Source organism: Pseudomonas sp. FA-1 (genome assembly GCF_056856075.1).
Genome location: NZ_JBWXTH010000004.1, coordinates 353,326 through 377,775 on the forward strand (window position 1 = coordinate 353,326; position 24,450 = coordinate 377,775).

The window sequence follows — 24,450 nt, forward strand, 5'->3', positions numbered from 1 at the left end:
GCCCGTACAGGCAACACCGGCTCACCCATACAGCAACCGCTCCGCCAGCATCTGCGCCACCCTGGCCGGCGAGCGTTTTTCCGCCTGGGCATGGGCGAACACTTCGGTCAGCCGCGTGGGGATGCGCGCCAGGTGCGAGGTGATCGTCCCCAGGTTCTCGCCTCGGTGGGTCAGCGCCACGTAGATCAGGCCTCCGGCATTGATCACATAGTCCGGGGCATAGAGGATGCCACGTTTTTCCAGTTGGTCGGCCACCTGCAGCGTGGTCAGCTGGTTGTTCGCTGCCCCGGCCACCGCCGCACAGCGCAACTGCATCACGCTCTGGCCGTTGAGCACCGGACCCACGCCGCACGGCGCGAAGATATCGCAAGGGGTGTTGACCAACGCTTCGCTGGCGACCGGGTGGGCCCCCAACTGCTCCACTGCCAGGCGCACGCGCCCTGGGTCCAGGTCGCTGACCAGCAACTCCGCACCCGCCGCATGCAGTTGTTCGGCCAGGGCATAGCCGACATTGCCCAATCCCTGCACCGCTATCCGCAACCCTTCGAGGTTGTCGCTGCCCAGGCGTGCCATGGACGTGGCACGGATGCCGGCGAACACGCCCATGGCCGCGTGCGGTGAAGGGTCGCCCGAGGCGGTGGTACTGGTGACGTGGGGGGTGCTCTGGGCGATACAGTCCATGTCCAGGGTCGAGGTGCCGCTGTCCACGGCCGTGATGAAACGCCCTTGCAGGCTGTCGACGAAACGACCGAACGCCTCGAACAGCGCCGCACGGTTTTCCACATGGGGGTTACGCACGATCACCGCCTTGCCGCCCCCCAACGGCAGGCCGGCCAATGCCGCCTTGTAGCTCATGCCCTGGGCCAGGCGGATGGCATCGGTCATGGCACTTTCGTCATCGGCGTATGGCAAGTAGCGGCAGCCGCCCATGGCAGGCCCCAGTTGCTCACTGTGAATCACCACCACGGCCTTCAGGCCCGTGGGCGGATCGATGCACAGGTGCAGCGACTGGGTACGGGTGCTTTGCATGAGCGCGAACATCAACGGGCTCCCCAGAGAGGTGCTCCTACCAGTATAGGCAGCCCGCCAAGGCCTGATCCCCCGGCGGACCACTGGACGAAAGCACCCGCCAGGGCTAAAAGATAAGCGTATGTGGAGATGCCCATGAACCCACGCCAAGCCTGCCTGGCCTGCCTGGATCGCGAACCTGTCGCCCTGCTGGAAGCCACGCTGTGGATAGCTGCCGAACACGACCGGTCGCTGGACCCGGCGCCGAGCCTCGCCCATCTGCAGGACCTGCAACGGGAGATCAGCACGCAGTTGCCGCTCCTGCCCCTGCACGAGCTGGCCCAGCCGCTGCTGCGTCAACTCAGCGCCCTGGGCTTCCAACAGGACGAGTACCACCCCTTGCGGCCTCAGGTGGCGTTGATGGACAAGGTCCTGCAACGTCGTCGCGGCCAGCCGCTGACCCTGGCCATCCTCGCCTTGGAGCTGGCGCGACGCCTGTCGATACCGCTGGAAGGGGTGAACTTCCCAGGCCATTTCCTGCTCCGGGTGCCCGGTGCCGATCACCTGCTCGACCCCTGCGGCGGCCGGCGCCTGTACCCGGCGGACTGCCGTGAGCTGCTGGCCCGCCAGTTCGGCCCGCACATGCCGCTGACCGCCGAACACATGCGCAGCGCCACCCCCGCGCAGATGCTCCAACGCCTGTCGCGCAACCTGCGCCACCTGCACGGTAGCAACGACAATGCCCTGGCCGCGCTGGTCGACGCCGAACGGGTGATGCAGCTGGGCCCTGTGCTGGTCAGCGACTATTTGGCCCGGGCCACGCTCTATCAGCAACTGGACTGCCCCCAGGCCGAACGCTACGACCTGGAGCATGCCCTGCTACTGACCGACGACCCGGTACAGCGCCTGAAACTGAGTGAACGCCTTGGCCAACTGCCGTCGGCCAAGCGTTCGATTCACTGAACCGGCGTGTCCGGTTGGCGGGAAGGATGCGCCTTGGCAAAGGCCGGGTGCGCCTCGGCCAAGGCCTTCACGCGGCAAATCCGCGGGTAGCCCGCGAGGTCGACGTTGAAGCGCTCGGCAGCGTACAGCTGCGGGATCAGGTACACATCCGCCAGGCCCGGCTGGTCGCCGAAGCAGAAGCCCTCGTCACCGATCAGTTGCTCCACCGCGGCAAGGCCCTGGCCGACCCAATGGGCGATCCATTGGTTGACCTGGGTTTCGTCATGCCCCAGCTGGCGTAGCTGGTTGAGCACGCTGACGTTGTGCAGCGGGTGGACATCGCAACCGATGATCGCCGCCACGCCACGCACCTTGGCCCGCGCCTCGGCCGCCGTGGGCAACAACGGCACCTGTGGATAAGCCTCCTCCAGGTACTCGATGATGGCCGGCGACTGCACCAGCAGCTCGCCGCCGTCGGTGCGCAGGGCCGGCACGCGCCCTTGCGGGTTGAGTGCCAGGTAGCCTGCGCCACGCTGTTCGCCCTTGAGCAGGTTGACTGGCAGGGCCTGGTAGTCCAGGCCTTTGAGCGCCAGGGCGATGCGTACCCGGTACGACGACGTGGAACGGAAATAGGTGAACAGCTCCATGCGCCCTGCCCCTCAGTTGGCCGAGATGACTTTGCCGCGGCACTCGCCGAAGCCGATGCTCGCCACACCGTCACGGGTGCAGCGAGCGCGCAGGATGACTTCGTCGCCGTCCTCGAGGAACTTGCGCACCTCGCCGCTGGCCAGCTCCACCGGGTGCTTGCCGCCCTCGGTGATCTCCAGCAGGCTGCCGAACGAACCCGGCGCCGAGCCGGACAAGGTGCCCGAGCCGAGCAGGTCGCCTGGCTGCAGCTGGCAGCCGTTGACGCTGTGGTGGGCGACCATCTGCGCCACGGTCCAGTACATGCTGCGGGTGTTGCTCAGGGTCAGGCGATGGGCCGGCAGGCCCTGCTCGCGCATGCGCTCGGTGAGCAGCAGCACTTCCAGTTCGATGTCGAAGGCGCCAGCGGCCTGGTCACGCTCGTCCAGCAGGTAGGGCAGCGGCTGCGGGTCGCCTTCCGGACGCTTGGCCTGGGCACAGCGGAACGGCTCCAGCGCCTCGGCGGTGACCACCCACGGCGAGATGGTGGTGATGAAGCTCTTGGACAGGAACGGGCCCAGCGGCTGGTATTCCCAGGCCTGGATGTCGCGCGCCGACCAGTCGTTGAGCAGGCAGTAGCCGGCCACGTGCTCGGCGGCGTCGCCTACCGGAATGGACTGGCCCATGTCGTTGCCCTGGCCGATCCAGATACCCAGCTCCAGTTCGTAGTCCAGACGCGCGCAGGGGCCGAAGTTCGGCTCGGCCTGCCCGGCCGGCAAGGTCTGGCCCTTGGGCCGGCGCACGTCGGCGCCGCTGGGGCGGATGGTCGAGGCGCGGCCGTGATAGCCGATAGGCACGTACTTGTAGTTGGGCAGCAGCGGGTTGTCGGGGCGGAACAACTTGCCGACGTTCTTGGCGTGCTCGATGCCCACGTAGAAGTCGGTGTAGTCGCCGATCTTCGCCGGCAGGTGCAGTTGGCACTCGCTGGCCGGATGCAGCGCAGCCTTCAGCGCGTCCTGGTGTTCGCTGTGCTCGCCGAGCAGGGCCAGCAGGCGTTCGCGCAGGGCGACACGGGCTGGGCGGCCGAGGGCGAAGAAGGCGTTCAGCGCACCGCCACGGGTGGCCTCCACGGCAGCCTTGGCCTGGCCATCGAACAGGCCGGCAGCCAGCACCGCTTCCAGGTCGAGAATGGCGTCGCCGATGGCCACACCGCAACGCGGTGCCTGGCCAGGGCGGCTGAAGATGCCCAGGGGCAGGTTCTGCAGCGGGAAGTCGCTGTGCCCATTGGCGTGCTCGACCCAGCTACGGGCGATGGCGGTCTGGTTCATGGGTTATCTCCGATTCGGGTTGAAGGTGCTCGGCAAGGTGGCCCAGCAACTATCGTAGTCGGCCTGCAACTGCGGGCACTCGAGGGCGTGCAGACTCGGACGCAGCACCTGGCTGGTCTCGAACATGAAGGCCATGGTGTTGTCGATCTTGTGCGGCGCCAGGTCGGCGGCGATGGCCTTCTCACAGGTTTCCGCATCCGGCCCGTGGGCGCTCATCACGCCGTGCAGCGAGGCACCACCGGGCAGGAAACCTTCTGCCTTGGCATCGTAGGCACCCTGGATCAGGCCCATGAACTCGTTCATCAGATTGCGGTGGAACCACGGTGGACGGAAGGTGTTCTCGGCCACCATCCAGCGTGGCGGGAAGATCACGAAGTCCATGTTGGCCAGGCCGTGGACGCTGGTCGGCGAGGTCAGCACGGTGAAAATGGACGGGTCCGGGTGGTCGAAGCTGACCGTGCCGATGGTGTTGAAGCGGCGCAGGTCGTACTTGTAGGGCACGTTGTTGCCATGCCAGGCGACCACGTCCAGCGGCGAATGCTGCAGCTCACAGGCCCAGTGCTCGCCAAGGAACTTCTGCACCAGCTGCACGGGCCCTGTGGCCTCTTCGTAGTGCGCTGCCGGGGTGAGGAAGTCGCGCGGGTTGGCCAGGCCGTTGCTGCCGATCGGGCCCAGATCCGGGAGGCGCAGCGGTGCGCCATGGTTCTCGGCGATGTAGCCGCGGGCCTGGCCGTCGAGCAGCTCGACCCGGAACTTCATGCCACGCGGGATCACTGCGATCTCCAGCGGCTCGACCTGCATCACGCCAAGCTCGGTGGCGATGCGCAGGCGGCCGTGCTCCGGTACCAGCAACAGCTCGCCGTCGGCGTTGAAGAACACCCGCTCCATGGAGCGGTTGGCGCGATAGATGTAAATGCTCACGCCGGCCGGCTTCTCGGCGACCGAGTTGGCCACCATGGGCAGCCAGCCGTCGATGAAATCGGTGGGCTCGGCCGGGATCGGCTGCGGGCTCCAGCGCAGGCGGTTGGGCGTGGAGGCGCCCAACGGGCCGGCCAGCGGCTGGCGCTCGAGGCGCTCGAAGCGCGGGTGCAGCGCAGAGGGGCGGATGCGGTACAGCCAGGTACGACGCTGTTCGCTGCGGGCCATGGTGAACGCTGTGCCCGAAAGCAGTTCGGCGTACAGGCCGTAGGGCGCTTTCTGCGGAGAGTTCTGCCCGACCGGCAGTGCGCCGGGCAGCGCTTCACTGGCGAATTCGTTGCCGAAGCCGCTCAGGTACTGAAGGTCTGGGGAAGAGTCGCGGGTCATCGGTGCCTCCGGGCTCGATGGGAGCCGTTGTGGGCAGCTGGCTGTGGGCCTGCTGCTGCATTCGAGCGAGCGATCCAGGCATGGCAGCACGTCTGCGTTGTTTTTATCGTAATCAGATTACGAATAACGTAATTTGATTGCCGAAAGGCGTCAAGCTATAAAGACGCCCACCTGTCTCCCTGGATACCCGCACCATGACCAAAGCCAGCTCCCCTGCCGACAACGGCAAGCAGAAGGTTCGCTCGGCGGAAGTCGGCACCGACATACTCAAGGCGCTTGCCGAGCTCTCCCCGTCCACCTCGCTGTCACGCCTGGCCGAACATGTGGGGATGCCGGCGAGCAAGGTGCACCGCTACCTGCAGGCCTTGATCGCCAGCGGCTTCGCCGAGCAGGACCCGGCAACCAACCACTACGGCCTGGGCCGTGAGGCGCTGCGGGTGGGCATGGCGGCGCTGGGCAGCATCGACGTACTGAAGGTGGCGGCACTGCCGCTGTCGCAACTGCGCGACGAGCTCAACGAAAGCTGCTTCATCGCCGTGTGGGGTAACCAGGGGGCGACGGTCGTGACCATCGAACCTGCAGTGCGGGCGGTGACGGTGGTGACCCAGATCGGCTCGGTGCTGCCGTTGCTGAGCTCCTCCACCGGCCTGGTATTCGCGGCCCACTTGCCGGAGCGGGAGACGGTGGAGCTGCGCGAGCAGGAGTTGGCGGCGATGAACCAGGTGTATGGCGACTACGAGCCGTTGCTGGCGCAGATTCGCGAGCGCGGCCTGCACCACGTGCATGGCCTGCTGATGCCGGGCGTGGACGCCCTGTCGGCGCCGGTGTTCAACGCCATGGGGCAGATTGCAGCGGTGATGACCGTGGTCGGCCCGACCTCGATCTTCCATGCCGATGAACACGGCCCGGCGGCCAAGCGGCTGCTGGCGGCGACCCAGGCCACCAGCTGGCGGATGGGTTATGCGCCCTGCCCTGTTAAACCGGCCAGCACTGCGTCCCTGTAGGAGCGGGCTCGCCCCGCGATCGGCTGCGCAGCAGCCGTAAAATCAGACATCCCGATATAACAGGCCGACCGAGCCCGGCGGAGTTTGCGGCTGCTTTGCAGCCGATCGCGGGACAAGCCCGCTCAGGTAATCACTTTTACCCAAAACGTAAAGGTGAATGTCCGAAGCAGCTATTTTTCCTACGCCATCAAGCGCTTATTCTGATCTCACTGGCTGGCACGAAGGGCTCTACCCCCTGCCTTTCGCGCCTGCAAGGTTCACCGACGTTGATTTTGAAGCTCCTTGATCTAACGTCTCGATTGGCCGCTGCGTCTGCAGCGGCCTTTTTTATGCCCGCAAGAATCACCCCGCTACGACCAGGCGACCTTCTGCGGGGCATAACTCACAGGCTGCTCGCGAAACGCCAGGTAGTGCCGCAACACCTGGTGTGGTGCCTCGGTATGCGGGTAATGCCCGATACCCGGCAACGCTACGGTGTCCGCCGCCGGCACCAATTGCCGGTAGCGCTCGAGCATGCGCGCGCCGGAGATCGGGTCGGCCACACCGTTGATGAAGCGCAGCGGCACACAGCGGCGCAGCAACGCGCCGACCCAACGCTCGCGGTGCTGCCTGCGCTCGGGCAGATAGCCGATCAGCTTGTGCAGGATGCGCGTGCCCTGGTTGGCGACGATCAGGCTCCAGTAATCGTCCAAGGCACTTTCGCTGGGGTGGGTGCACGGGCCATAGATATGGCTGACATTGCGCACCAGGTCGTCGCGCCCGAAGCTGCGGCCCACCAGCCAGCCCAACGGGCTGAGCAGCAGTTTCTGCACCAGCAGCACCTGGTAGCACTCCGGGAACAGGCCGCTGTTGAGGAACGCGCAACTGGCGATTTCGATGCGCAGCTCGCAGTGCCGCGCCAGCAGCTCCTGGGCGACGCTGCCGCCATAATCATGGGCCAGCAGGTGCACGGGCTGGTCGACGTCCAGGTAGGCGAGCAGTGCCTGTTGCAGGTCGGCCTGCTCCATGAGGCTGTAGTCATGGTCCAGAGGCTTGGCTGAATCGCCGAAGCCGAGCATGTCGCAGGCGATCACGCGAAAACGTTGGGTCAAGGGCGTCCACAGGTAATGCCAATCCCAGCTGGCCGTGGGGAAACCGTGTAGCAGCAGCAGTGGCTCTCCTTGCCCTGCGGTCCAATAGCGGATGGTCTGGCCCCGAAAGGCAAAATTCTGGGCTCGGGTACGCCAGACGCACAAAGGTATCTCTGCCAGTGGCATCAGAATTGTCCCGGTGGTTACGTGTTGGCGAAAAGGCAGGCGGCGTTCGCGGCCCGCCCTTGGGCACTTGGATGTGCGCTCTATGTAGAGCCTCAGTCTAGTCAGCCCACCGGGTGGCGGAACTTGCGTTGGCAGCCAGCTTGCTGGCTTTGCGGGTCAGGGGTACGAACGGTCAGAGCAGCATGGCCAACAATGGGGCGGCGAACAGGTTGAGCAGGCCGGTCAGGACCATGACCAGGCCGGCGACCGAGCCTTCCTCGCGCCCTACCTCCTGGGCCCGGCTGACGCCGGCGCCATGGGCCCCCACGCCAAACAGCGCACCGCGGGCCAGGGGCGTGCGCAGCGGCAGCACACGCAGCAGGATGCCGCCGAACATCGCGCCCAGCACGCCGGTGAACATGACGAACACGGCCGTCAGTTCCGGCACACCGCCCAGGTCCTGGGCCAGCGGCATGGCGAAAGGCGTGGTGATCGAGCGCGGCACCAACGACAGGCTGACCGCATCATCCAGCGCCAACAAGTGCGCCAGGCTCCAGGAGCTGCCGATCGAGGCCAGGCTGCCGGCGAGCATACCGACCAGCAAAGCTGGCCAATGGCGCGCCAGCATTGCCCGTTGCTGCCAGATCGGCACGGCGAAGGCCACGGTCGCCGGGCCCAGCACCCCCATCAGCCAGTGGGTGTTGCGGGCGTACTCGGCGTAGGCGGTGTGCAACGGCACAGCGACGGCCAACAGCACCGCCGGCACCAGGATCAGCGGTGACAATACGTAGCTCCCGCTGCGGCGGTACAACCAACGGCTGCCGAAGTAGGCAAGCACTGTCAGGGCAAGCCAGAACAGCGGCATGGGTTCAAGGCTCATGACGCAACCTCCAGCGGCATACCAGCTCCACCGTGACGGCCGTGACCACCATCACCAGCACGGTGCTCATGGCGATCACCAGCAGGATGCGCCAGCCCTCGCTGCGCAGCAGGCTGCCATAGTCGAGCAGGCTCATCAGGGCGGGAATGAAGAACAACAGCATCTCCGCCATCAGCCAGCCAGCACCCAGCTGGAGCATGGACGGCTTGAGCACGCCGAAGGCGAACAACAGCAACAGCAGCGCCAGCCCCATCACCCCACCGGGAATGGGCCAGCCAAGCCAGGTGGACAGCTGGCCGCCGAGCAGGAACAAGGCCAGTAACACCGCCAGTTCGGCGAGCAGGCGCAGGCTTTTTTTCAGTAACGCAGGGTTCATCAGACAGGTCCTCGAGAGGCTCCCATTCTAGATTTGCGCTGCCCAGGCCAGAAGCGAATTGTTAGACTTGCATCCATTCCAAAATGGAATTCGATCATGGAATTCAAACAGCTGCGTAGTTTCATCGAAGTGGTCCACCGCGGCGGCTTCACCCAGGCGGCAACGACCCTGCACATCAGCCAGTCTGCCGTGAGCAAGCAGGTCGCCCAGCTCGAACAGGACATCGGCCAGCCCTTGCTGGAACGCCAGGGCTCGCAATTGCACCTGACCGCGGCCGGGCGCATTGTCCTGGAGCGGGGGGAGGCCTTGTTACGCCAGCGTCAGGAACTGCAGAACGAACTCGACGACCTCAGCCACATGGCCCGCGGCGAGCTGCGCCTGGGCCTGCCCTTGCTGGGCAGCGATGCGTTGTTCGCAGGGCTGTTCGCCGAGTACCGCCGCCGGCACCCGAATATTGCGATCCAGCTGCTCGAAGGCGGCAGCCGTACCGTGGAACAGGCGGTGAAAAGCGGGGAACTGGAGCTGGGCGGCAGCCTTACGCCCAGCGACACGGCGTTCGACTACCAGCCGTTCTGCAACGAGCCGCTGGATGCGCTGCTGCCCCAGGGGCATGCCTTGGCAGGGGCTGCGCAGGTCGAGCTGCAGCAACTGGCCGATACGCCGTTTCTGCTGTACCAGCGCAGCTTCGTGCTCAATGATCGGCTGCTGAGCGCGTGCCAGCAGTTGGGGTTCACCCCGAAGGAAGGGGGGCGCAGTGGGCAGGCGGACTTCCTGGCGGCGCTGGTGGCCGCCGGGCAAGGGGTGGTGCTGTTGCCCAGGGTGGTGGCCCGGGCGCTGGAGCGGCCTGGGGTGGTGCGGGTGCCATTGGGCGCGCCGCGCCATTTGCGCTGGGACATTGCTTTCATCTGGCGGCGCGGGGCGTACCTGTCACGAGCGGCACAGGCGTGGTTGCAGTTGGTGCGCGAGCATCCGGCGATCAGTGACTAGCCTGGGCTTTGGAACATCGCCGCTCCTACAGGGAAGGCGGTGTAGGCCAGGCGTGCGATGGCTGGGGTCAGGCTCTGAGCGCGGCCATGAAATCCGCCAGCCAAGGCTCGGCATCGGCCTCGGGGGTCACGGTCTCGCTGGCATCCAGGCGCAGCATCGGCTGCACTTCCCGTACGCCCAACTCAGCGAACAGCTCGCGCATCTGCTCGCCGCCGCCGCAGAAGGTGTCGCCATAGCTGGAATCGCCCAGCCCGATCACCGCCCCCGGCAAGCCACGCCAGGCGGCCGGCAGGGTATCGCGAATGCTGCAGTACAGCGGCATCAGGTTGTCGGGCAGCTCGCCCATGCCGGTGGTCGAGGTCACGGCCAACAATGCCTCCGGGGCGAAGCCCTGCAGATCCTGCAAGGTGGCGCGGGCAGCATGCCAGGCTTGGAAACCGGCAGCCTTGAGCAGCGACTCGGCGTGACGGGCGACTTCTTCGGCGGTGCCGTACACGGAGCCGGAAATAATGGCGATTTTCATCGGGCAGAGGATTCCGAAACTGAGTGAAAACGTAGGATACTAGCATTCACCAGTGGCAAAAGGCCGCCTTCCACCAAAGTCCCCTCACGCCAATGGCCCGGACATGATCAACGCGCAACTGCTGCAATCGATGGTCGATGCCTCGAACGACGGTATCGTGGTCACCGAACGGGAAGGCGACGACACCATCCTGATCTACGTGAACGCAGCCTTCGAACGGCTGACCGGCTACCCCCGCGACGACATCCTCTACCAGGACTGCCGCTTCCTCCAGGGCGACGACCGCGACCAGCTCAGCCGCGCTCGGATCCGCCGGGCCCTGGCCGAAGGGCTGCCGTGCCGGGAAGTGCTGCGCAACTACCGAAAAGATGGCAGCGCGTTCTGGAACGAGCTGTCGATCACCCCGGTTTACAACGCCGCCGACCAACGCACCTATTTCATCGGGATCCAGAAGGACGTCAGCCGCCAGGTCGAGCTGGAACGGGAACTGGCCGAGGCCCGGGCGCGCCTGGGCCGGCAGGAACCCGACGAACGTAGCTGAACGAAGCGCCTTGAACGCTGTCCATCATCTTGAAGAAATCATCGCCTTCGAGCCCGATCATGCAAGCCGACGCCCTCCTGACCCAGGACGAACTGGACTTCATCCAGAACATGCAACATTCGCCCCAGTTGAACCTGGCCGACTCCATGTCGAGCCTGCTGGTCAATGGCGACCGTCGAATCCAGGAATTGCTGACCCGCCTGGTGGCCAACGAGCAGGTCCAGCTCCAGGCACAATTCAACAACCAGCAGATCAGCTTCCCGCTGCAATTGGTCGAAGATGAATTCCATGCCCTGCACCTGCAGCTGGGCTCACCGGAAATCTATGAGAACGGCCCCAAGCCACGCCCATGGCGCCTGACCTTGGAACAACCGGCAGCCCTGCTGGATGCACAAGACCAGGCCAGCGGCCTGTGGGTACGGGAAATTTCCTCAAAGGGCGTGCTGGTACAGATCCGCGACCTGCCCACGACCCCCGCTGATTTCGACTTGCGCTTCGCCCCCGAGGGCATCCCGGCCATTCACCTGCATGGCACGTTGCGCCGTCGCATCGGCCCGGATCTGGCAGCCTACGACCTGGGCAACAGCCCACAGGAAGAGATCGAACGCCTGCGCGAATACATTCTCCAGGCACACCGCCAGGCGCACCCGGAACTACACGTTCACGTATCCAACTGACCGGCCAGGTACTGTCGCAGGCGCCTGCGCATAAGGCTACCCTCCGCCCCCAGGCAGGCCACCGGGCTGCCCGCCAGGCTGTCCTGGGCCAGTTCCGCCGCCTCCCCCGCCAACATCACCGGGCACCCAACGCCTTGGTTCAGCTTTGCCAGGCACTTGCCCAGCTGTGCCGTGGGCTGCTGGTTGGAAAATATCACCAAGGCGTGGGGCCCCAGGCGCTCGCAAACCAACATCAGCTCCTCCAGGGGCTGCCCGGCCGGCAACACCGTGACGCCCACTTCCTCGCTGCCCAGCAGCAGCCCAGCCACCAACAGCTCCAATTCCTGGCATTGGCCTGACAAGGGCGCCAGCACCACGCGTCGACTCCAGGGCTCCCGGGCCAGTTGCAGGCGCAACAGCACCCGGGCCCGCAGGAACTGGTCGAGGAACAGCCACTGGCTGGCGCGCCCGAAACCGTTCTGCCCCGCGCGCAAGGCCTGCCAGGCCGGCATGAACACCTCACCGAACACCTGGTCCAGGGCGTAATTGGCGAATACCTGAGCGAACAATCGCTCCAGCGCTGCGCCATCGAAGCGCTGGGCGGCCTCTTGCACCTGCATGCGCCAGCGCGCCCGCTCATGTTCACTGCCGGAGCCCTGGGCCTCCTGCGCCAACGCCTGGTCGCGCGCCAGGATGCTGCCGACCTTGCTCACCGCCACGCCGCGCTCCAACCAGCCAAGGATGCTGCGGATATTGTCGATGTCCGCCTGGGAATACAGCCGATGGCCGCTGTCGGTGCGCGTCGGCTGGATCAGGCCGTAGCGACGCTCCCATGCGCGCAAGGTCACGGGGTTGACGCCCGTCAGGCGGGCCACCTCGCGAATTGGAAACAGCTCCTGGTGCTCCAGGCTCGCGACGCCCAGGGGCGTTTGAAGCTGACTGATCATGTGCACGGGCACCCTGTATCCTGATGATTGAACGCATTCTACGATGGCTTGGGTCGAGGTCCAGCACAGCCCGCCCACCGGTGGGCGGTCAGCGGCCCACGCCCAGAGGCAAGCGCTACCCGATTCGTTCATGAAAGTTGCACGCACATGACGCGGCCGCCCTGGTTCCGGGGTGCGAGCGCACAAGAGGGAAGCAGTTCGGGTATGCTGGGGCCATCAATGCACGGACAGACAAGTTGACTGCCTCGAACATGAACAGCCCAATCCTCGTTACCGGCGCCAGCCAGCGCGTCGGGCTGGCCCTGGCCCTCGAACTGGCACAGGCCGGCCATACGGTGGTCAGTGCCAGCCGCAGCATCCACCCGCACACGCCACACCCGAACATCGTCCAGTTCCAGGCCGACCTCTGCCAGGAGGCCGACCGCCAGGCCCTGATCGACTACCTGCAGGACAACCACGACGGCCTGCGGGCGATCATCCACAACGCGTCGCTGTGGCTCGACGATGGCCTGGACAACCTGCAGACCATGTTCCGCCTGCACGTCGAGGCGCCTTACCACCTCAACCTGGCCCTCGGCGAGCTGCTGGCCAAGGTGGAAAAGGCCGATATCATCCACATTTGCGACGAGACCTCCTCGCGAGGCAGCAAGAGCCATATCGGCTACGCCGCGACCAAGGCCGCGCTGCAGAACATGGTGCTCTCGTTCGCTGAAAAATACGCGCCGAAGGTGCGCGTCAACGGTATTCTTCCTGGCCTGCTGATCCTCAAGGAGGGCGGCGACGACGCCTACCGCCAGCAGACCCTGAAGAAAGCCTTGCTGGAATTCGAGCCCGGCGCCCGCCCGCTGATCGAGGCGGTGATGTTCCTGCTCGAAAGCCAGTACAGCACCGGCAGCCAGGTGGTCATCAACGGTGGCCGCCACCTGAAGAACCGTATGACCTGAGGGAAGCCCCATGACCCCGCAACAACAGCTCGAACTCGAGGCCGCCGCGTTCCGGCGCCTGGTCGAACACCTGCAAAAACGCACCGATGTGCAGAACATCGACCTGATGAACCTCTCCGGTTTCTGCCGCAACTGCCTGTCCAAGTGGTACAAGGCCGCCGCCGACGAACGCCAGATCGAGGTGAGCCTGGATGACGCCCGCGAGCGCGTGTATGGCATGCCCTATGCCGATTGGAAGGCCCAGTACCAGAAAGAAGCCAGCGCCGAGCAACAAGCTACGTTCGAAAAAGGAAAGCCCCGTGACTGATCTGACCAGCCTGCGCGCCAGCCTCGCCAGCGGTGAGCATGTATTTGCCGATACCCTGGCGTTCGTTGCCACCCACTACAGCTACCAGCCACAGGCATTCGACAATGGCGGTGTGGCCAACGCCGCCGGGCAGAACGAAGGGTCGTGCAAGACCCTGGGCCTGGCCTTGCTCGAAGGGTTGAGCGACCAGGAAGCGTTGCTGGCGTTTGGCGAGCACTACCGCAGTGTGCTGGCCACCCCTGAAGGGAGCGACCATGCCAATATCCGTGCGCTGATCAAGCATGGGCTGGCCGGGGTGAAGTTCGCGGCGCAGCCACTGACCCGTAACGCCTGACATCACCGCCCGATCGCCGGCAAGCCGGCTCCCACTGGCCATGAGGGAGCCAGCTTGCCGGCGATCGGGAGGGCACAGCCCTCCCCTGCCCCCTGGATAGACCTGCATGCAGACCGAGCCCCCTATCCCCTTCCGCCAGGCCATGCTGTTCTGGCTCAAGCTGGGCTTCATCGGCTTCGGTGGCCCCGCCGGGCAGATCGCCCTGATGCATCGCGAGATCGTCGAGCGACGCCGCTGGCTCAGCGAGTCGCGCTTTCTCCACGCCCTCAACTACTGCATGTTGCTGCCCGGCCCCGAAGCCCAGCAGTTGGCGACCTACCTGGGCTGGCTGATGCACCGCACCTGGGGCGGTATCGTCGCCGGCGGGTTGTTCGTCCTGCCGTCGCTGTTCATCCTCATCGGCCTGTCATGGATCTATGTCGTCCACGGCCAGCAGCCGGTGGTGGCCGGCCTGTTCTACGGGCTCAAGCCGGCGATCACCGCCATCGTACTGCAGGCCGCGTGGCGCATCGGCTCGCGTGTGCTGCACAACGCCGCGCTGTGGGCTATCGCCCTGGCGGCGTTCGTGGCCTTGTTCGGCCTGGGCCTGCCGTTTCCGGTGATCGTCATCGGTGCCGGGGTGCTCGGCTACCTGGGTGGGCGCTGGCAACCCCAGCTGTTCCAGACCGTCCGCACCAGCGCCGGGCAGCAACCGGTGGCCGAAGAGCCTTCGCCGCAGCCGGAGCACACCCGCTTCCACTGGCCACGCCTGCTGTGGCTGGTGGCCTGTGGCGCTGCACTGTGGTGCCTGCCGATGGCCGCACTGACGTTGCTGTTCGGCTGGGAGGGTACCTTCACGCAGATGGCCTGGTTCTTCACCAAGGCCGCCTTGCTGACCTTTGGTGGCGCCTATGCGGTGTTGCCGTATGTGTATCAGGGAGCGGTGACCTACTACGGCTGGCTGACGCCGACGCAGATGATCGATGGACTGGCCTTGGGCGAAAGCACACCGGGACCTTTGATCATGCTGGTGGCCTTCGTCGGCTTCGTGGGCGGCTACGTACAGGCGCAGTTCGGCGCCGACCAGGCGTTCCTCGCCGGCGCCCTGGCGGCGTGCCTGGTGACCTGGTTCACCTTCCTGCCTTCGTTCCTGTTCATCCTGATCGGCGCGCCGCTGGTGGAAAGCACACGGCGGCAGCTGCGTTTCACCGCGCCGCTGACGGCGATCAGCGCGGCGGTGGTGGGGGTGATCCTCAACCTGGCGCTGTTCTTCGGCTACCACGTGTTCTGGCCCCATGGGTTCGGCGCGGGGGTCGATTGGCTGGCGTTGCTGATTGCGGTGCTGGCGGCGGTGGGTTTGCTGCTGTTCCGCCGCGGGGTGCTGGAGGTATTGATTGCCTGTGCGTTGGCGGGGTTGCTGGCGACGCTGTATGGGTATCACGTTTGAAGTCAGCAGGGCCGGCCCAATCGCGGGGCAAGCCCGCTCCCACAGGGGCCGCAGCAACTCCGAAAATGTCGCAAGACAGTTGCACGGCAAGTTGCAACCACGGGTCTCGTGGGAGCGGGCTTGTCCCGCGATTGGGCCGGATCAGGCCACCTCAACCGATGACTCGTCCCGGCACCTGATCGGGCAGCCCGCCCTGCTGCAACCAGGCCAAGGCAATCGGCCACAGGCTTTCGCGGAAACGGTCGTGGAAGAAGGCGAAATGGCCGATCTCACCCGCCGAGATATCCCCAGGCGCCAGGCGCAGGTGCCGACGCTCGGCGCCTTGCAGGTACCCCAATAGACGCTCGGTGGCGGCCACGGTGCCGAACGGGTCGTCGGTCAGGCTGATCGCCAGGGTCGCCGCGCGCACCCTGGCGAACGGCAGCTCGGCCAACGCCCGGCCACTGGGGCGATGCTCGTAGCGCGGCGTGCGGGTGGTCCAGTCGTGCACCACCCCGGCCGGGGTGTCTTCCATCCAGCCCAGGCGCTTGCCGGGAAAGTAGCCGCACAAGCGGGTCAGCAGCGGCATCACCAGGTGCCATTTGCCGAGCAGACGCCAACGCTGGTCGGCTGCGTAGTCGCGCCAATAGGCGAACTGCGCGCCCACCATCACCACCCGCCGCAACCGGCTGCCGGACGGCGCCAGGCCCACCGCACAGCCGCCGAAACTGTGGCCTACCACATCCACCGGCTGGCCTGGGAAGGCTTCAGCGGCCAGGTGCAGCATGGCCTCGAAATCCAGCCGCCCCCAGTCGCTCCAGGACGCCTGGAAACCGCGCAACGATACCGGGCGTGACTCGCCGATGCCCCGGTAGTCATAGGTCAGCACATCGAAGCCCTGGGCGAAGAGGTAGTCGGCAAAGCGCGCGTAGTAGCGGCAACGCACCGAGGTGGCGGCGTTGATGATCACCAGCGGGCGCTGGGCGTCGGGTTCGGCATGGCGCCAGCAGAAACCGCCGAGGGTGTAGCCGTCGGCAGCGGTGTGGCGAAAGGCGGTGGCGGGTTGGATGAGGCTGCTCATGGCGCGCTTCCTGTGCTGGTGCGCCAACGCTAGCAAAAACAAGCGGCTCGTGTGGGGCTTTTCGGACCGCTCCACACGATCAAGGGTACGGTTGCACTTCACCTGTGGGAGCGGGCTTGCCCCGCGATCAAGGGCGAAGCCCTTGCCATGCAATCGCGTGGGCAGGGTCGGCCCAATCGCGGGACAAGCCCGCTCCTACAGGGACAGTGCGACCGGCGTCACAGCTCGATGCAGTCGAACTTCACGTCGGTGGCCACGTCTTCGTCGTAGTTGACGTCAGCACGCTCGAAGCCGAACAGGTTGAGGAACTGCTTCTTGTAACCGGCATAGTCGGTCAGCTGGAACAGGTTCTCGGTGGTCACCTGCGGCCACAGGGCCTTGCAGGCGTCCTGTACGTCATCGCGCAGCTCCCAGTCGTCCAGGCGCAGGCGGGCCTTCTCGTCCACCGGCATCGCAGCGCCATCGGCGCGGTACATGCGGTCGCGGAACATGCGGTCCAGCTGGTCCTGGGTGCCTTCGTGCACGCCCTTCTCCTGCATGATCTTGAAGACCATCGACAGGTACAGCGGCATCACCGGGATGGCCGAGCTGGCCTGGGTAACGACCGACTTGAGCACCGCCACGTTGGCGCCGCCCTTGACCTCAGCGGCCAGTTTCTTGTCCAGGCGCAGGGCGGTTTCGTCCAGGTCCTGCTTGGCCTGACCCAGGGCACCGTGCCAGTAGATCGGCCAGGTGATTTCCGTGCCGATGTAGCTGAAGGCCACGGTACGTGCGCCTTCGGCCAGCACACCGGCGCCGGCCAGGGCGTCGATCCACAGCTGCCAGTCCTGGCCACCCATGACGGTAACGGTGTCCTGGATTTCCTGCTCGGTGGCCGGCTCGATGCTGGCCTCGATGATGGTGTCCTTGTTGGTGTCGATGGCGGTCGACTTGTACGGCTGGCCGATCGGCTTGAGCGCCGAGCGCACCAGTTCGCCGGTCTGCGGCAGCTTGCGCACCGGCGAGGCCAGGGAGTAGACGACCAGGTCGACCTTGCCGCCCATTTCGTTCTTGATCAGCTCGATGACCTTGGCGCGGGCTTCGTCGGAGAAGGCGTCACCATTGATCGACTTGCTGTACAGGCCTTCGGCCTTGGCGAACTTGTCGAAGGCGGCAGCGTTGTACCAGCCGGCGGTACCGGCCTTGGTCTCGGTGCCGGGCTTTTCGAAGAATACGCCCAGGGTGTCGGCCTTGAAGCCGAACGCTGCGGTAATACGTGCAGCCAGGCCGTAGCCGCTGGATGCACCGATCACCAGGACTTTCTTCGGACCATCTTCGCGCACACCCTGCTTGCGGGTGGCTTCGATCTGGTCACGGACGTTGAGCTCGCAGCCCTTCGGGTGAGTCGTGGTGCAGATGAAACCGCGAACCTTGGGATGAATGATGGCCAATGTCTGTACCTCTTCAGGTTTGTGCCGAGGAAGCGCGCCGCAGGGGACGATTCCGTTTGATCAGAGGGTGAGACTACCCCCGCAGGTTATCCGACACATATTACGGAGGTGATTGGCGCGATTCAAAACAACCTGGGGGTCAGCGCTGGTCGTCCGGCAGGCGGCGACGGCCCGTAAGCATCGACAGCGGCAGGTTCTCCCGCAGACGCACGCTCTCCACCACCGCGGCCAGCAGGTGCACGCAGACCAGCGCCAGCAAAGTATTGGCCAGCACGCTGTGCACGTCCGTAGGCCAATCGACGCCCCACAGGGCATCGACCTCCTGGGACAGCCAGCCGGTCACGCCCAGCCCGACGACGCAGGCAAGCATCAACAGCATCACCAGCGCGCCGATCGGCGAATGGCCGAGGCGATGATAAGGCGCGCCCGTCATCAACGCCCTGGCGTGTGCCGCCAGCCGCGACGGCGTCGGCCAGAAGTCCGCCCAGCGCGCGCTGGGCGGCCCTACGAAGCCCCAGACCAGGCGCACGGCCACGCAGGCCAGGGCGTAGTAGCCCAGCCATTGGTGCCAGTCGTCACCCTCTTCGTTGAAGAACGAGTTGGCGAAGAACACCAAGGCCAGGGACCAGTGGCAGCACCTGAGCAACGGGTCCCAGAGCCGCACGCTGGCCATCAGTCATCGATCTCGGTCTTGACCGCCTTGCCGGTCACCGGGTCGTGGTAGATCTCGACCTTGCGGCCGTCCTTGTCGAAGCCGTAGATCTCGTAGCAGTTGCCCTTGGTAACCTTGAACTTGTTGATGCGATAGCCCTGCTCCTTGAGCTGGGCCTGGAATTTCTCCTGGTCTTGCCAGGTGCTTTTGTCGGCAGTGGTGCATTCGGTGGTGGCGAAGGCGGCGCTGCTTGCGAGCAACAGGCCGACGGCGATCAGGGTCCGCATGGTGGTTGGCTCCAGTGGAAAGAAATGAACAGAACAAGCTTAGCCAGCCGCGGCGCATTTGCCCGAGGGCCTGGGCATTCTCCACGCCCGCCGGCCATTCATTTGCTTTTCGGATCAATCGTAAAGAAAAACAAACTTAACAAATGAACCCAACCCGCCGATGCTGGTGCAATCCGCCGACCTGGCGCCCACCCCTTGCACGGAGAACAATAAGATGAACGACGTGGTCATCGTCGCCGCAACCCGTACCGCCATCGGCAGCTTCCAGGGGGCCCTGGCCACTGTGCCGGCCGTGGACCTGGGCGCTGCGGTCATCAAGCGCCTGCTGGAACAGACCCAGCTGGACCCGGCCCAGGTCGACGAAGTGATCCTCGGCCAGGTGCTGACCGCAGGTGCCGGCCAGAACCCGGCGCGCCAGGCCGCGATCAAGGCCGGCCTGCCCTACAGCGTGCCCGCCCTGACCCTGAACAAAGTGTGCGGCTCGGGCCTGAAGGCCTTGCACCTGGCGGCCCAGGCCATCCGCTGCGGCGACGCCGAGGTGGTGATCGCCGGCGGCCAGGAGAACATGAGCCTGGCGCCCTATGTGCTGCCCTCGGCCCGCACCGGCCAGCGCATGGGGCATGGCCAGATGGTCGACACCATGATCAGCGACGGCCTGTGGGACGCCTTCAACGACTACCACATGGGCATCACCGCCGAGAACCTGGTGGAAAAATACGCCCTCACCCGCGAACAGCAGGATGCCTTCGCCGCCGAATCCCAGCGCAAGGCCGTGGCCGCCATCGAGGCCGGCCGCTTCAAGGATGAAATCACCCCGATCGTGATGCCACAGAAAAAAGGCGAGCCGCTGGTGTTCGACACCGACGAACAGCCACGCCCCGGCACCACCGCCGAGGCCCTGGGCAAGCTGCGTGCGGCCTTCAAGAAAGACGGCAGCGTCACCGCCGGCAACGCCTCGAGCCTGAACGACGGCGCCGCCGCCGTGCTGCTGATGAGCGCCACCAAGGCCAAGGCCCTGGGCCTGCCGGTACTGGCAAAGGTCGCGTCCTATGCCAGCGCGGGCGTGGACCCGGCGATCATGGGCATCGGCCCGGTGTCCGCTACCCAGCGCTGCCTGGACAAGGCCGGCTGGCAACTGGCGGACGTGGACCTGATCGAAGCCAACGAGGCCTTCGCCGCCCAGGCCCTGGCAGTGGGCCAGGCGCTAGAGTGGGATGCTGCGCGCGTCAACGTCAACGGCGGCGCCATCGCCCTCGGCCACCCTATCGGCGCCTCCGGCTGCCGCGTGCTGGTGACCCTGCTGCACGAGATGATCAAACGCGATGCCAAGAAAGGGTTGGCGACCCTGTGCATTGGCGGTGGGCAGGGCGTAGCGCTGGCGATCGAGCGCTGATCTCAAGGCCCAATCGCGATCCGGCTTGTAGCGCGATTGGGCCAGCACAGGCAACACCGGCCCTCGGCGCCTTACACCTTCGCCCCACCAACCAAGCCAGCACCACGCAACTCCCGGGCGGCCGCCACCATGTTCACCAACGCCGCCTCGGTCTCCGGCCACCCGCGGGTCTTCAACCCGCAATCCGGGTTGACCCACAGCCGCTCGGCCGGAATACGCTGGGCCGCTTTGCGCAACAGCTGGACCATCGCCTCCTTGCCTGGCACCCGTGGCGAGTGGATGTCATACACCCCAGGGCCGATCTCGTTGGGGTAGTTGTAGCGTTCGAAGGCCGCCAACAGCTCCATGTCCGAACGCGAAGTCTCGAGGGTGATCACATCAGCGTCCATCGCCGCGATCGACTCGATCACATCGTTGAACTCGCTGTAGCACATATGGGTGTGTACCTGGGTTTCATCGCGCACACCCGAGGCGCACAGGCGGAAGGCCTCGGTGGCCCAGTCCAGGTAGTGCGGCCAGCCGCTGCGACGCAAGGGCAGGCCTTCGCGGAACGCGGCTTCGTCGATCTGCACGATGCGGATACCCGCCGCCTCGAGGTCCAGCACTTCGTCACGAATGGCCAACGCCAGTTGCCGGGCCTGGGCCTCGCGGCTCACGTCCTCACGCGGGAAGGACCACATCAGCATGGTCACCGGGCCCGTCAGCATGCCCTTCATCGGTTTGTCGGTCAGGCCCTGGGCATAGGTGCTCCAGCCTACGGTCATGGCCTTCGGGCGGCTCAGGTCACCGACGATCACCGCCGGCTTCACGCAGCGCGAACCGTAGCTCTGCACCCAACCAAAACGCGTGAAGGCATAGCCGTCGAGCTGCTCGGCGAAGTACTCGACCATGTCGTTGCGCTCGGCCTCACCATGCACCAGCACATCCAGGCCCAGCTGCTCCTGGATCTGCACCGCCTGGCGGATTTCGTTCTGCATCGCCTCGATGTAGTCGGCCTCGGCCAGCGTGCCTTGCTTGAACGCCTGCCGCGCCAGGCGGATCGCCGGGGTTTGTGGGAACGAGCCGATCGTCGTGGTCGGAAACGCGGGCAAATTCAGCCCAGCACGCTGCTTGACGATGCGCTGGGCAAAAGGCGACAGGCGCTGGCTGTCCGCCGGCTGGATCGCCGCCACCCGGGCCTGCACGGCCGGCTTGTGGATACGTGGCGAGGCGGCGCGGCTGACCTGCACGGCGCGGCTCTGCGCCAGGGCCACGAGCACCTCCGGGGCCTGCGGCGCATCGATGGCCTTGGCCAACACAGCCACTTCCTGGCATTTCTGCACAGCGAAGGCCAGCCAGCCTTGCAGCTCGGCGTCGAGCTGGTCTTCACGGGCCACGTCCACCGGGCTGTGCAGCAGCGAGCAGGACGGCGCGACCCACAGCCGGTCGCCCAGGCGCTCAGCCGCGTGACGCAACACGTCCAGGGCCTTTTCCAGGTCGCAGCGCCACACGTTGCGGCCATTGACCACGCCCAGGGACAGGACTTTGTAGGCCGGCAGGCGATCGAGAATCGTCGGAAACTGCTCCGGCGCACGCACCAGGTCGATGTGCAGGCCATCGACCGGCAGGTTGGCGGCCAAGCCCAGGTTGTCTTCCAGGCCGCCGAAATAGGTAGCGACCAGCTTCTTCAGCGGCGCGCGCTGTAGGATGTTGTAGACGCGCTCGTAGGCATTCTTCCAATCCTGAGGCAGGTCCAGCGCCAGGATCGGTTCGTCGATCTGCACCCATTCCACGCCTTGGGCGGCCAAGCGGTTGAAGATGGTGTCGTACAGCGGCAGCAGGCGCTCGACCAGCTCCAGCTTGTCGAAGTCGCCGCCCTTGGCCTTGCCCAGCCATAGGTAGGTCAGCGGGCCGATCACCACCGGCTTGACCGCATGGCCCAGGGCCTTGGCCTCGTCCACTTCCTCGAACAGCTGTTCCCAGCTCAGGGTGAAGGCCTGGTCAGCGGTGAATTCCGGGACCAGGTAATGGTAGTTGGTGTCGAACCACTTGGTCATTTCCTGGGCATGCGCACCGCAACAAGTATCGCTGACGCCTCGGGCCATGGCGAAGAGGGTGTGCAGGGTGGGCTTGGCATCCTGTTCTGCGCGAAAACGTGCCGGGATCACGCCGAAAGTCAGCGAATGGGTGAGCACTTGGTCGTACCAGGCGAAGTCGCCGACCGGCAGCAGCTCGATACCCGCGTCCTTCTGCACCTGCCAGTGCGCGGCGCGCAGCTCGCGGCCCACCGCGCGCAGGCCGGCTTCGTCCAGCTCGCCCTTCCAGAAGGCCTCCAGGGCCTTCTTCAGCTCGCGGTCCCGGCCGATACGCGGAAAGCCCAGGTTGTGCGCCAGTGCCATGTCTTGTCCCTCAGAAACGTAAAAATGAATGAGGGGATTTTCCTGGGCACGCATCCGTGAGACAAACTCATTTAATTTAAGGAAAACTCAAGATTTTCTCATGATGACCACCCACCCTATAGGCGCAGGCTTGCCCCCGCGATAGGGCCCTCAAGACCAACCCCATGTCTCATTCAAAGCAATTCCCTACGCATCCGGACATCCCCCAACCTTCGTCCTACCCCACAATGCCACGGTGCCCAAACCAGATACCCGACCGCCCATGAGCCAGCTGAAAACGGCGCTGCACGACAAAACCTTCGTCTGCGTCATGGAGTTCGTCCCTAAGTCCTCCAGCGAGCGCTTCGCCAGCATCGAAGCCCTCATGGCGCGCAAACACCTGTGCGGCTGGCCCATGACCGTGGCCATCGCCGACCGCGTCGGCAGCCCCTTCGAAATGTCGCCCTTGGACGCCTACAGCAGCTTCCGACAGCCCCATCCCACCCTGCTGCACTTCTCCGGCAAGGACCGCGAACGCCATCATCTGCTCGACCAACTGCAGCAGATGGACGCCGCCGGCCTCGACCAGCTCTTGCTGCTGACCGGCGACCGCCTGCCCGGGCACGTCCCCGGCCAGCGCCCGGTGCGCTACCTCGAGTCGGTTTCCGCCCTGCAGATCGTCCGCCAGGCTCGCCCCGACTGGCTGCTGGGCGCTGGCATGCACCCGTTCAAGTACCGCGAGGAAGAAGGCGGCGCCCAGTACTTCAAGGCCGAAAAGAAACTCGCTGCCGGCGCGGACTTTCTCGCCCTGCAGCTAGGCTTCGACGCCAGCAAGCACCTTGAAGCCCTCCAGTGGATGCAGCGCCAGCCCAACCCCAAGCCCCTGATGGCCTGCGTGATGGGCCTGACCTTGGGCCGCGCGAAGATCTTCGAGCACGTCGCCGGCATCGTCGTCACCCCCTCCATGCACGACCTGCTCGCCGCCGAAGCCGCCGTCTCCAAGGCCCACGCCCAGGCCCGCAGTCTCGAGCGCCTGGCCCTGCAGATCATCGGCCTGCGCCTGATGGGCTATGCCGGCATCCACCTCTCCGGCATCCACGACCTGGAGCAACTGCAGGCCCTGGAAAACGCCATCAACGACTGGCAGGCCCGCCTCCAGTCACTCGAACAATGGGCCCCCGCCTGGCACGCCTGCTGGCAAATGCCCGGCCTGCCCGCCGTCACCTTCCACCCACCCGGCGCCAACTGGCGCCTGGGTGAGTCCCAGGTCACCGCCTCGCCCAAGGAAACAGCGCGTTACCACCTGCTGCACGGCGCGCATTCATTGCTGTTCAGCCGCACCAACTGGCTGAGCCAGGCCTTCGGCTGGGCCGTGCAACGCCCCCTCTGGGCAACGCCCACCGGCGCCCGCGTGCTCCATCGCCTGGAGCGCAGCGTGAAAAGGCCATTGCTGGGCTGCGACACCTGCGGCCGCTGCCGCCTGGAAGACACCCTCTACATCTGCCCCGAAAGCTGCCCCAAAGGCCTGGCCAACGGCCCCTGCGGCGGGACCACGCTCAACCGTTGCGAGTTCGGCGACCGCGAGTGCGTGCACAGCGTGAAATACCGCACCGCTAAAGCCGTGCAACAAACCGCCGTGCTGACCGAACGCCTCATCCCCTGCGTCGAAGAAGGCACCCGCCATCGCAGCTCATGGCCAACCTGGTTCGAAGCTCCGGCCGCTGCGCCCCTATGCGGGAGCGCGCTGGCCCCACGATCAGGCCCTCAGGCCGAACCCAAATCGCCAACCCAGCCGGCCAGCGACCGAGCAGGAACACTACCCCCTCCCCAAAAACAACGCTGCCCCCTGTAGGAGCGGGCTTGTCCCGCGATGGGCCGCACAGCGGCCCCATTTCCGCCAAACC

24 protein-coding genes and 1 pseudogene are annotated in these 24,450 nt (G+C 65.7%); 11 read left to right on the plus strand and 14 right to left on the minus strand.

Annotation, left to right across the window (positions count from 1 at the left end; all coding sequences use genetic code 11):
- Window positions 1-21: 21 nt before the first annotated feature.
- Window positions 22-1,041, minus strand: a complete 1,020-nt coding sequence (locus AC1MHZ_RS10395; RefSeq protein WP_084857114.1) for a Leu/Phe/Val dehydrogenase — start codon at window positions 1,039-1,041, stop codon at window positions 22-24.
- A gap of 123 nt (window positions 1,042-1,164) precedes the next feature.
- On the opposite strand from AC1MHZ_RS10395, the gene AC1MHZ_RS10400 reads away from it, so the two are divergent.
- The gene (locus AC1MHZ_RS10400; protein WP_084857113.1) at window positions 1,165-1,971 is read left to right on the plus strand and encodes a SirB1 family protein; all 807 of its coding nucleotides are present in this window, start codon (window positions 1,165-1,167) and stop codon (window positions 1,969-1,971) included.
- On the opposite strand, the gene maiA is transcribed toward AC1MHZ_RS10400, so the two are convergent.
- The 3 genes from maiA to hmgA are packed head-to-tail and all read right to left on the minus strand — an operon-like array spanning window position 1,965 to window position 5,207.
- Entirely contained in the window at window positions 1,965-2,597 is a 633-nt protein-coding gene (gene maiA / locus AC1MHZ_RS10405) for a maleylacetoacetate isomerase (protein ID WP_482966321.1), read from the minus strand. The genes AC1MHZ_RS10400 and maiA overlap by 7 nt on opposite strands.
- A 12-nt stretch (window positions 2,598-2,609) precedes the next feature.
- Window positions 2,610-3,902 (minus strand): fumarylacetoacetase, encoded by a 1,293-nt coding sequence (gene fahA, locus AC1MHZ_RS10410; RefSeq protein ID WP_324816119.1) that lies wholly within the window; start codon window positions 3,900-3,902, stop codon window positions 2,610-2,612.
- Between the two features lie 3 nt (window positions 3,903-3,905).
- Window positions 3,906-5,207 carry a homogentisate 1,2-dioxygenase gene (hmgA, locus tag AC1MHZ_RS10415; protein ID WP_324816122.1) on the minus strand — a complete coding sequence of 434 codons (1,302 nt, stop codon included), beginning with the start codon at window positions 5,205-5,207 and terminating at the stop codon, window positions 3,906-3,908.
- Window positions 5,208-5,401: 194 nt separating this feature from the next.
- On the opposite strand from hmgA, the gene AC1MHZ_RS10420 reads away from it, so the two are divergent.
- Window positions 5,402-6,211: an IclR family transcriptional regulator gene (locus tag AC1MHZ_RS10420; protein WP_084857105.1), complete on the plus strand. Its 810-nt coding sequence runs from the start codon at window positions 5,402-5,404 to the stop codon at window positions 6,209-6,211.
- A gap of 350 nt (window positions 6,212-6,561) precedes the next feature.
- On the opposite strand, the gene AC1MHZ_RS10425 is transcribed toward AC1MHZ_RS10420, so the two are convergent.
- The 3 genes from AC1MHZ_RS10425 to AC1MHZ_RS10435 all read right to left on the minus strand — a co-directional run bounded on the left by AC1MHZ_RS10425 (window position 6,562) and on the right by AC1MHZ_RS10435 (window position 8,702).
- A complete protein-coding gene (locus AC1MHZ_RS10425; RefSeq protein ID WP_084857103.1) occupies window positions 6,562-7,467 on the minus strand; it encodes an alpha/beta fold hydrolase in 906 nt (301 codons plus the stop codon).
- A 172-nt stretch (window positions 7,468-7,639) separates the two neighbouring features.
- Window positions 7,640-8,326, minus strand: a complete 687-nt coding sequence (locus tag AC1MHZ_RS10430) for an LrgB family protein (RefSeq protein ID WP_480462256.1) — start codon at window positions 8,324-8,326, stop codon at window positions 7,640-7,642.
- Entirely contained in the window at window positions 8,316-8,702 is a 387-nt protein-coding gene (locus AC1MHZ_RS10435; RefSeq protein WP_084857097.1) for a CidA/LrgA family protein, read from the minus strand. The genes AC1MHZ_RS10430 and AC1MHZ_RS10435 overlap by 11 nt, the downstream gene beginning before the upstream one ends.
- Window positions 8,703-8,798: 96 nt before the next feature.
- On the opposite strand from AC1MHZ_RS10435, the gene AC1MHZ_RS10440 reads away from it, so the two are divergent.
- Entirely contained in the window at window positions 8,799-9,689 is an 891-nt protein-coding gene (locus AC1MHZ_RS10440; RefSeq protein WP_084857094.1) for a LysR family transcriptional regulator, read from the plus strand.
- 67 nt (window positions 9,690-9,756) lie between these two features.
- Here the strand turns inward: AC1MHZ_RS10440 and AC1MHZ_RS10445 are convergent, their stop codons facing one another.
- Complete coding sequence (locus AC1MHZ_RS10445; protein WP_084857092.1) at window positions 9,757-10,212, minus strand: flavodoxin; 456 nt, start codon at window positions 10,210-10,212, stop codon at window positions 9,757-9,759.
- A gap of 103 nt (window positions 10,213-10,315) precedes the next feature.
- Here AC1MHZ_RS10445 and AC1MHZ_RS10450 point away from each other — a divergent pair, with 103 nt between their 5' ends.
- Both AC1MHZ_RS10450 and AC1MHZ_RS10455 read left to right on the plus strand, forming a co-directional pair.
- On the plus strand, window positions 10,316-10,753 hold the full coding sequence (locus AC1MHZ_RS10450; protein ID WP_482966322.1) for a PAS domain S-box protein: 438 nt from the start codon (window positions 10,316-10,318) through the stop codon (window positions 10,751-10,753).
- A 59-nt stretch (window positions 10,754-10,812) separates the two neighbouring features.
- Window positions 10,813-11,430: a hypothetical protein gene (locus AC1MHZ_RS10455; RefSeq protein ID WP_084857088.1), complete on the plus strand. Its 618-nt coding sequence runs from the start codon at window positions 10,813-10,815 to the stop codon at window positions 11,428-11,430.
- Here AC1MHZ_RS10455 and AC1MHZ_RS10460 read toward each other — a convergent pair.
- Window positions 11,415-12,356, minus strand: a complete 942-nt coding sequence (locus AC1MHZ_RS10460) for a MerR family transcriptional regulator (RefSeq protein WP_084857085.1) — start codon at window positions 12,354-12,356, stop codon at window positions 11,415-11,417. The two genes, AC1MHZ_RS10455 and AC1MHZ_RS10460, sit on opposite strands and share 16 nt — an antisense overlap.
- Window positions 12,357-12,607: 251 nt before the next feature.
- Here AC1MHZ_RS10460 and folM point away from each other — a divergent pair, with 251 nt between their 5' ends.
- The 4 genes from folM to chrA all read left to right on the plus strand — a co-directional run bounded on the left by folM (window position 12,608) and on the right by chrA (window position 15,367).
- Window positions 12,608-13,300, plus strand: coding sequence for a dihydromonapterin reductase (gene folM, locus AC1MHZ_RS10465; RefSeq protein WP_084857082.1), 693 nt, complete (start codon window positions 12,608-12,610; stop codon window positions 13,298-13,300).
- A gap of 10 nt (window positions 13,301-13,310) precedes the next feature.
- Complete coding sequence (locus tag AC1MHZ_RS10470) at window positions 13,311-13,607, plus strand: DUF1244 domain-containing protein (protein WP_084857080.1); 297 nt, start codon at window positions 13,311-13,313, stop codon at window positions 13,605-13,607.
- Entirely contained in the window at window positions 13,600-13,941 is a 342-nt protein-coding gene (locus AC1MHZ_RS10475) for a HopJ type III effector protein (protein ID WP_084857078.1), read from the plus strand. Before AC1MHZ_RS10470 ends, AC1MHZ_RS10475 begins: the two co-directional genes overlap by 8 nt.
- A gap of 106 nt (window positions 13,942-14,047) precedes the next feature.
- On the plus strand, window positions 14,048-15,367 hold the full coding sequence (chrA, locus tag AC1MHZ_RS10480; RefSeq protein WP_482966323.1) for a chromate efflux transporter: 1,320 nt from the start codon (window positions 14,048-14,050) through the stop codon (window positions 15,365-15,367).
- Between the two features lie 151 nt (window positions 15,368-15,518).
- Here chrA and AC1MHZ_RS10485 read toward each other — a convergent pair whose 3' ends face one another.
- From AC1MHZ_RS10485 to AC1MHZ_RS10500, 4 genes are all read right to left on the minus strand, one after another.
- Window positions 15,519-16,427 (minus strand): alpha/beta hydrolase family protein, encoded by a 909-nt coding sequence (locus AC1MHZ_RS10485; RefSeq protein ID WP_324816144.1) that lies wholly within the window; start codon window positions 16,425-16,427, stop codon window positions 15,519-15,521.
- 218 nt (window positions 16,428-16,645) lie between these two features.
- Window positions 16,646-17,857, minus strand: a complete 1,212-nt coding sequence (gene fabV, locus AC1MHZ_RS10490; protein WP_084857073.1) for an enoyl-ACP reductase FabV — start codon at window positions 17,855-17,857, stop codon at window positions 16,646-16,648.
- A gap of 139 nt (window positions 17,858-17,996) precedes the next feature.
- The gene (locus AC1MHZ_RS10495) at window positions 17,997-18,530 is read right to left on the minus strand and encodes a cytochrome b/b6 domain-containing protein (protein WP_465001724.1); all 534 of its coding nucleotides are present in this window, start codon (window positions 18,528-18,530) and stop codon (window positions 17,997-17,999) included.
- On the minus strand, window positions 18,530-18,796 hold the full coding sequence (locus AC1MHZ_RS10500) for a PepSY domain-containing protein (protein ID WP_324816153.1): 267 nt from the start codon (window positions 18,794-18,796) through the stop codon (window positions 18,530-18,532). The genes AC1MHZ_RS10495 and AC1MHZ_RS10500 overlap by 1 nt, the downstream gene beginning before the upstream one ends.
- 214 nt (window positions 18,797-19,010) lie before the next feature.
- Between AC1MHZ_RS10500 and AC1MHZ_RS10505 the strand changes: the two genes are divergently transcribed.
- Window positions 19,011-20,189, plus strand: coding sequence for an acetyl-CoA C-acetyltransferase (locus tag AC1MHZ_RS10505; RefSeq protein WP_482966324.1), 1,179 nt, complete (start codon window positions 19,011-19,013; stop codon window positions 20,187-20,189).
- 71 nt (window positions 20,190-20,260) lie between these two features.
- Here AC1MHZ_RS10505 and metE read toward each other — a convergent pair whose 3' ends face one another.
- On the minus strand, window positions 20,261-22,567 hold the full coding sequence (gene metE / locus AC1MHZ_RS10510; protein ID WP_482966325.1) for a 5-methyltetrahydropteroyltriglutamate--homocysteine S-methyltransferase: 2,307 nt from the start codon (window positions 22,565-22,567) through the stop codon (window positions 20,261-20,263).
- Between the two features lie 262 nt (window positions 22,568-22,829).
- On the opposite strand from metE, the pseudogene AC1MHZ_RS10515 reads away from it, so the two are divergent.
- A pseudogene (locus AC1MHZ_RS10515) lies at window positions 22,830-24,317 on the plus strand (methylenetetrahydrofolate reductase C-terminal domain-containing protein); the annotation flags it as partial.
- Between the last annotated feature and the right edge of the window lie 133 nt (window positions 24,318-24,450).

What these genes read in the sequence shown, in the direction of transcription:
- AC1MHZ_RS10395 (WP_084857114.1), bottom strand. Translation starts at nt 1,041, where the DNA reads ATGTTCGCGCTCATGCAAAGCACCCGTACCCAGTCGCTGCACCTGTGC.
- AC1MHZ_RS10400 (WP_084857113.1), top strand. Translation starts at nt 1,165, where the DNA reads ATGAACCCACGCCAAGCCTGCCTGGCCTGCCTGGATCGCGAACCTGTC.
- maiA (WP_482966321.1), bottom strand. Translation starts at nt 2,597, where the DNA reads ATGGAGCTGTTCACCTATTTCCGTTCCACGTCGTCGTACCGGGTACGC.
- fahA (WP_324816119.1), bottom strand. Translation starts at nt 3,902, where the DNA reads ATGAACCAGACCGCCATCGCCCGTAGCTGGGTCGAGCACGCCAATGGG.
- hmgA (WP_324816122.1), bottom strand. Translation starts at nt 5,207, where the DNA reads ATGACCCGCGACTCTTCCCCAGACCTTCAGTACCTGAGCGGCTTCGGC.
- AC1MHZ_RS10420 (WP_084857105.1), top strand. Translation starts at nt 5,402, where the DNA reads ATGACCAAAGCCAGCTCCCCTGCCGACAACGGCAAGCAGAAGGTTCGC.
- AC1MHZ_RS10425 (WP_084857103.1), bottom strand. Translation starts at nt 7,467, where the DNA reads ATGCCACTGGCAGAGATACCTTTGTGCGTCTGGCGTACCCGAGCCCAG.
- AC1MHZ_RS10430 (WP_480462256.1), bottom strand. Translation starts at nt 8,326, where the DNA reads ATGAGCCTTGAACCCATGCCGCTGTTCTGGCTTGCCCTGACAGTGCTT.
- AC1MHZ_RS10435 (WP_084857097.1), bottom strand. Translation starts at nt 8,702, where the DNA reads ATGAACCCTGCGTTACTGAAAAAAAGCCTGCGCCTGCTCGCCGAACTG.
- AC1MHZ_RS10440 (WP_084857094.1), top strand. Translation starts at nt 8,799, where the DNA reads ATGGAATTCAAACAGCTGCGTAGTTTCATCGAAGTGGTCCACCGCGGC.
- AC1MHZ_RS10445 (WP_084857092.1), bottom strand. Translation starts at nt 10,212, where the DNA reads ATGAAAATCGCCATTATTTCCGGCTCCGTGTACGGCACCGCCGAAGAA.
- AC1MHZ_RS10450 (WP_482966322.1), top strand. Translation starts at nt 10,316, where the DNA reads ATGATCAACGCGCAACTGCTGCAATCGATGGTCGATGCCTCGAACGAC.
- AC1MHZ_RS10455 (WP_084857088.1), top strand. Translation starts at nt 10,813, where the DNA reads ATGCAAGCCGACGCCCTCCTGACCCAGGACGAACTGGACTTCATCCAG.
- AC1MHZ_RS10460 (WP_084857085.1), bottom strand. Translation starts at nt 12,356, where the DNA reads ATGATCAGTCAGCTTCAAACGCCCCTGGGCGTCGCGAGCCTGGAGCAC.
- folM (WP_084857082.1), top strand. Translation starts at nt 12,608, where the DNA reads ATGAACAGCCCAATCCTCGTTACCGGCGCCAGCCAGCGCGTCGGGCTG.
- AC1MHZ_RS10470 (WP_084857080.1), top strand. Translation starts at nt 13,311, where the DNA reads ATGACCCCGCAACAACAGCTCGAACTCGAGGCCGCCGCGTTCCGGCGC.
- chrA (WP_482966323.1), top strand. Translation starts at nt 14,048, where the DNA reads ATGCAGACCGAGCCCCCTATCCCCTTCCGCCAGGCCATGCTGTTCTGG.
- AC1MHZ_RS10485 (WP_324816144.1), bottom strand. Translation starts at nt 16,427, where the DNA reads ATGAGCAGCCTCATCCAACCCGCCACCGCCTTTCGCCACACCGCTGCC.
- AC1MHZ_RS10495 (WP_465001724.1), bottom strand. Translation starts at nt 18,530, where the DNA reads ATGGCCAGCGTGCGGCTCTGGGACCCGTTGCTCAGGTGCTGCCACTGG.
- AC1MHZ_RS10500 (WP_324816153.1), bottom strand. Translation starts at nt 18,796, where the DNA reads ATGCGGACCCTGATCGCCGTCGGCCTGTTGCTCGCAAGCAGCGCCGCC.
- AC1MHZ_RS10505 (WP_482966324.1), top strand. Translation starts at nt 19,011, where the DNA reads ATGAACGACGTGGTCATCGTCGCCGCAACCCGTACCGCCATCGGCAGC.
- metE (WP_482966325.1), bottom strand. Translation starts at nt 22,567, where the DNA reads ATGGCACTGGCGCACAACCTGGGCTTTCCGCGTATCGGCCGGGACCGC.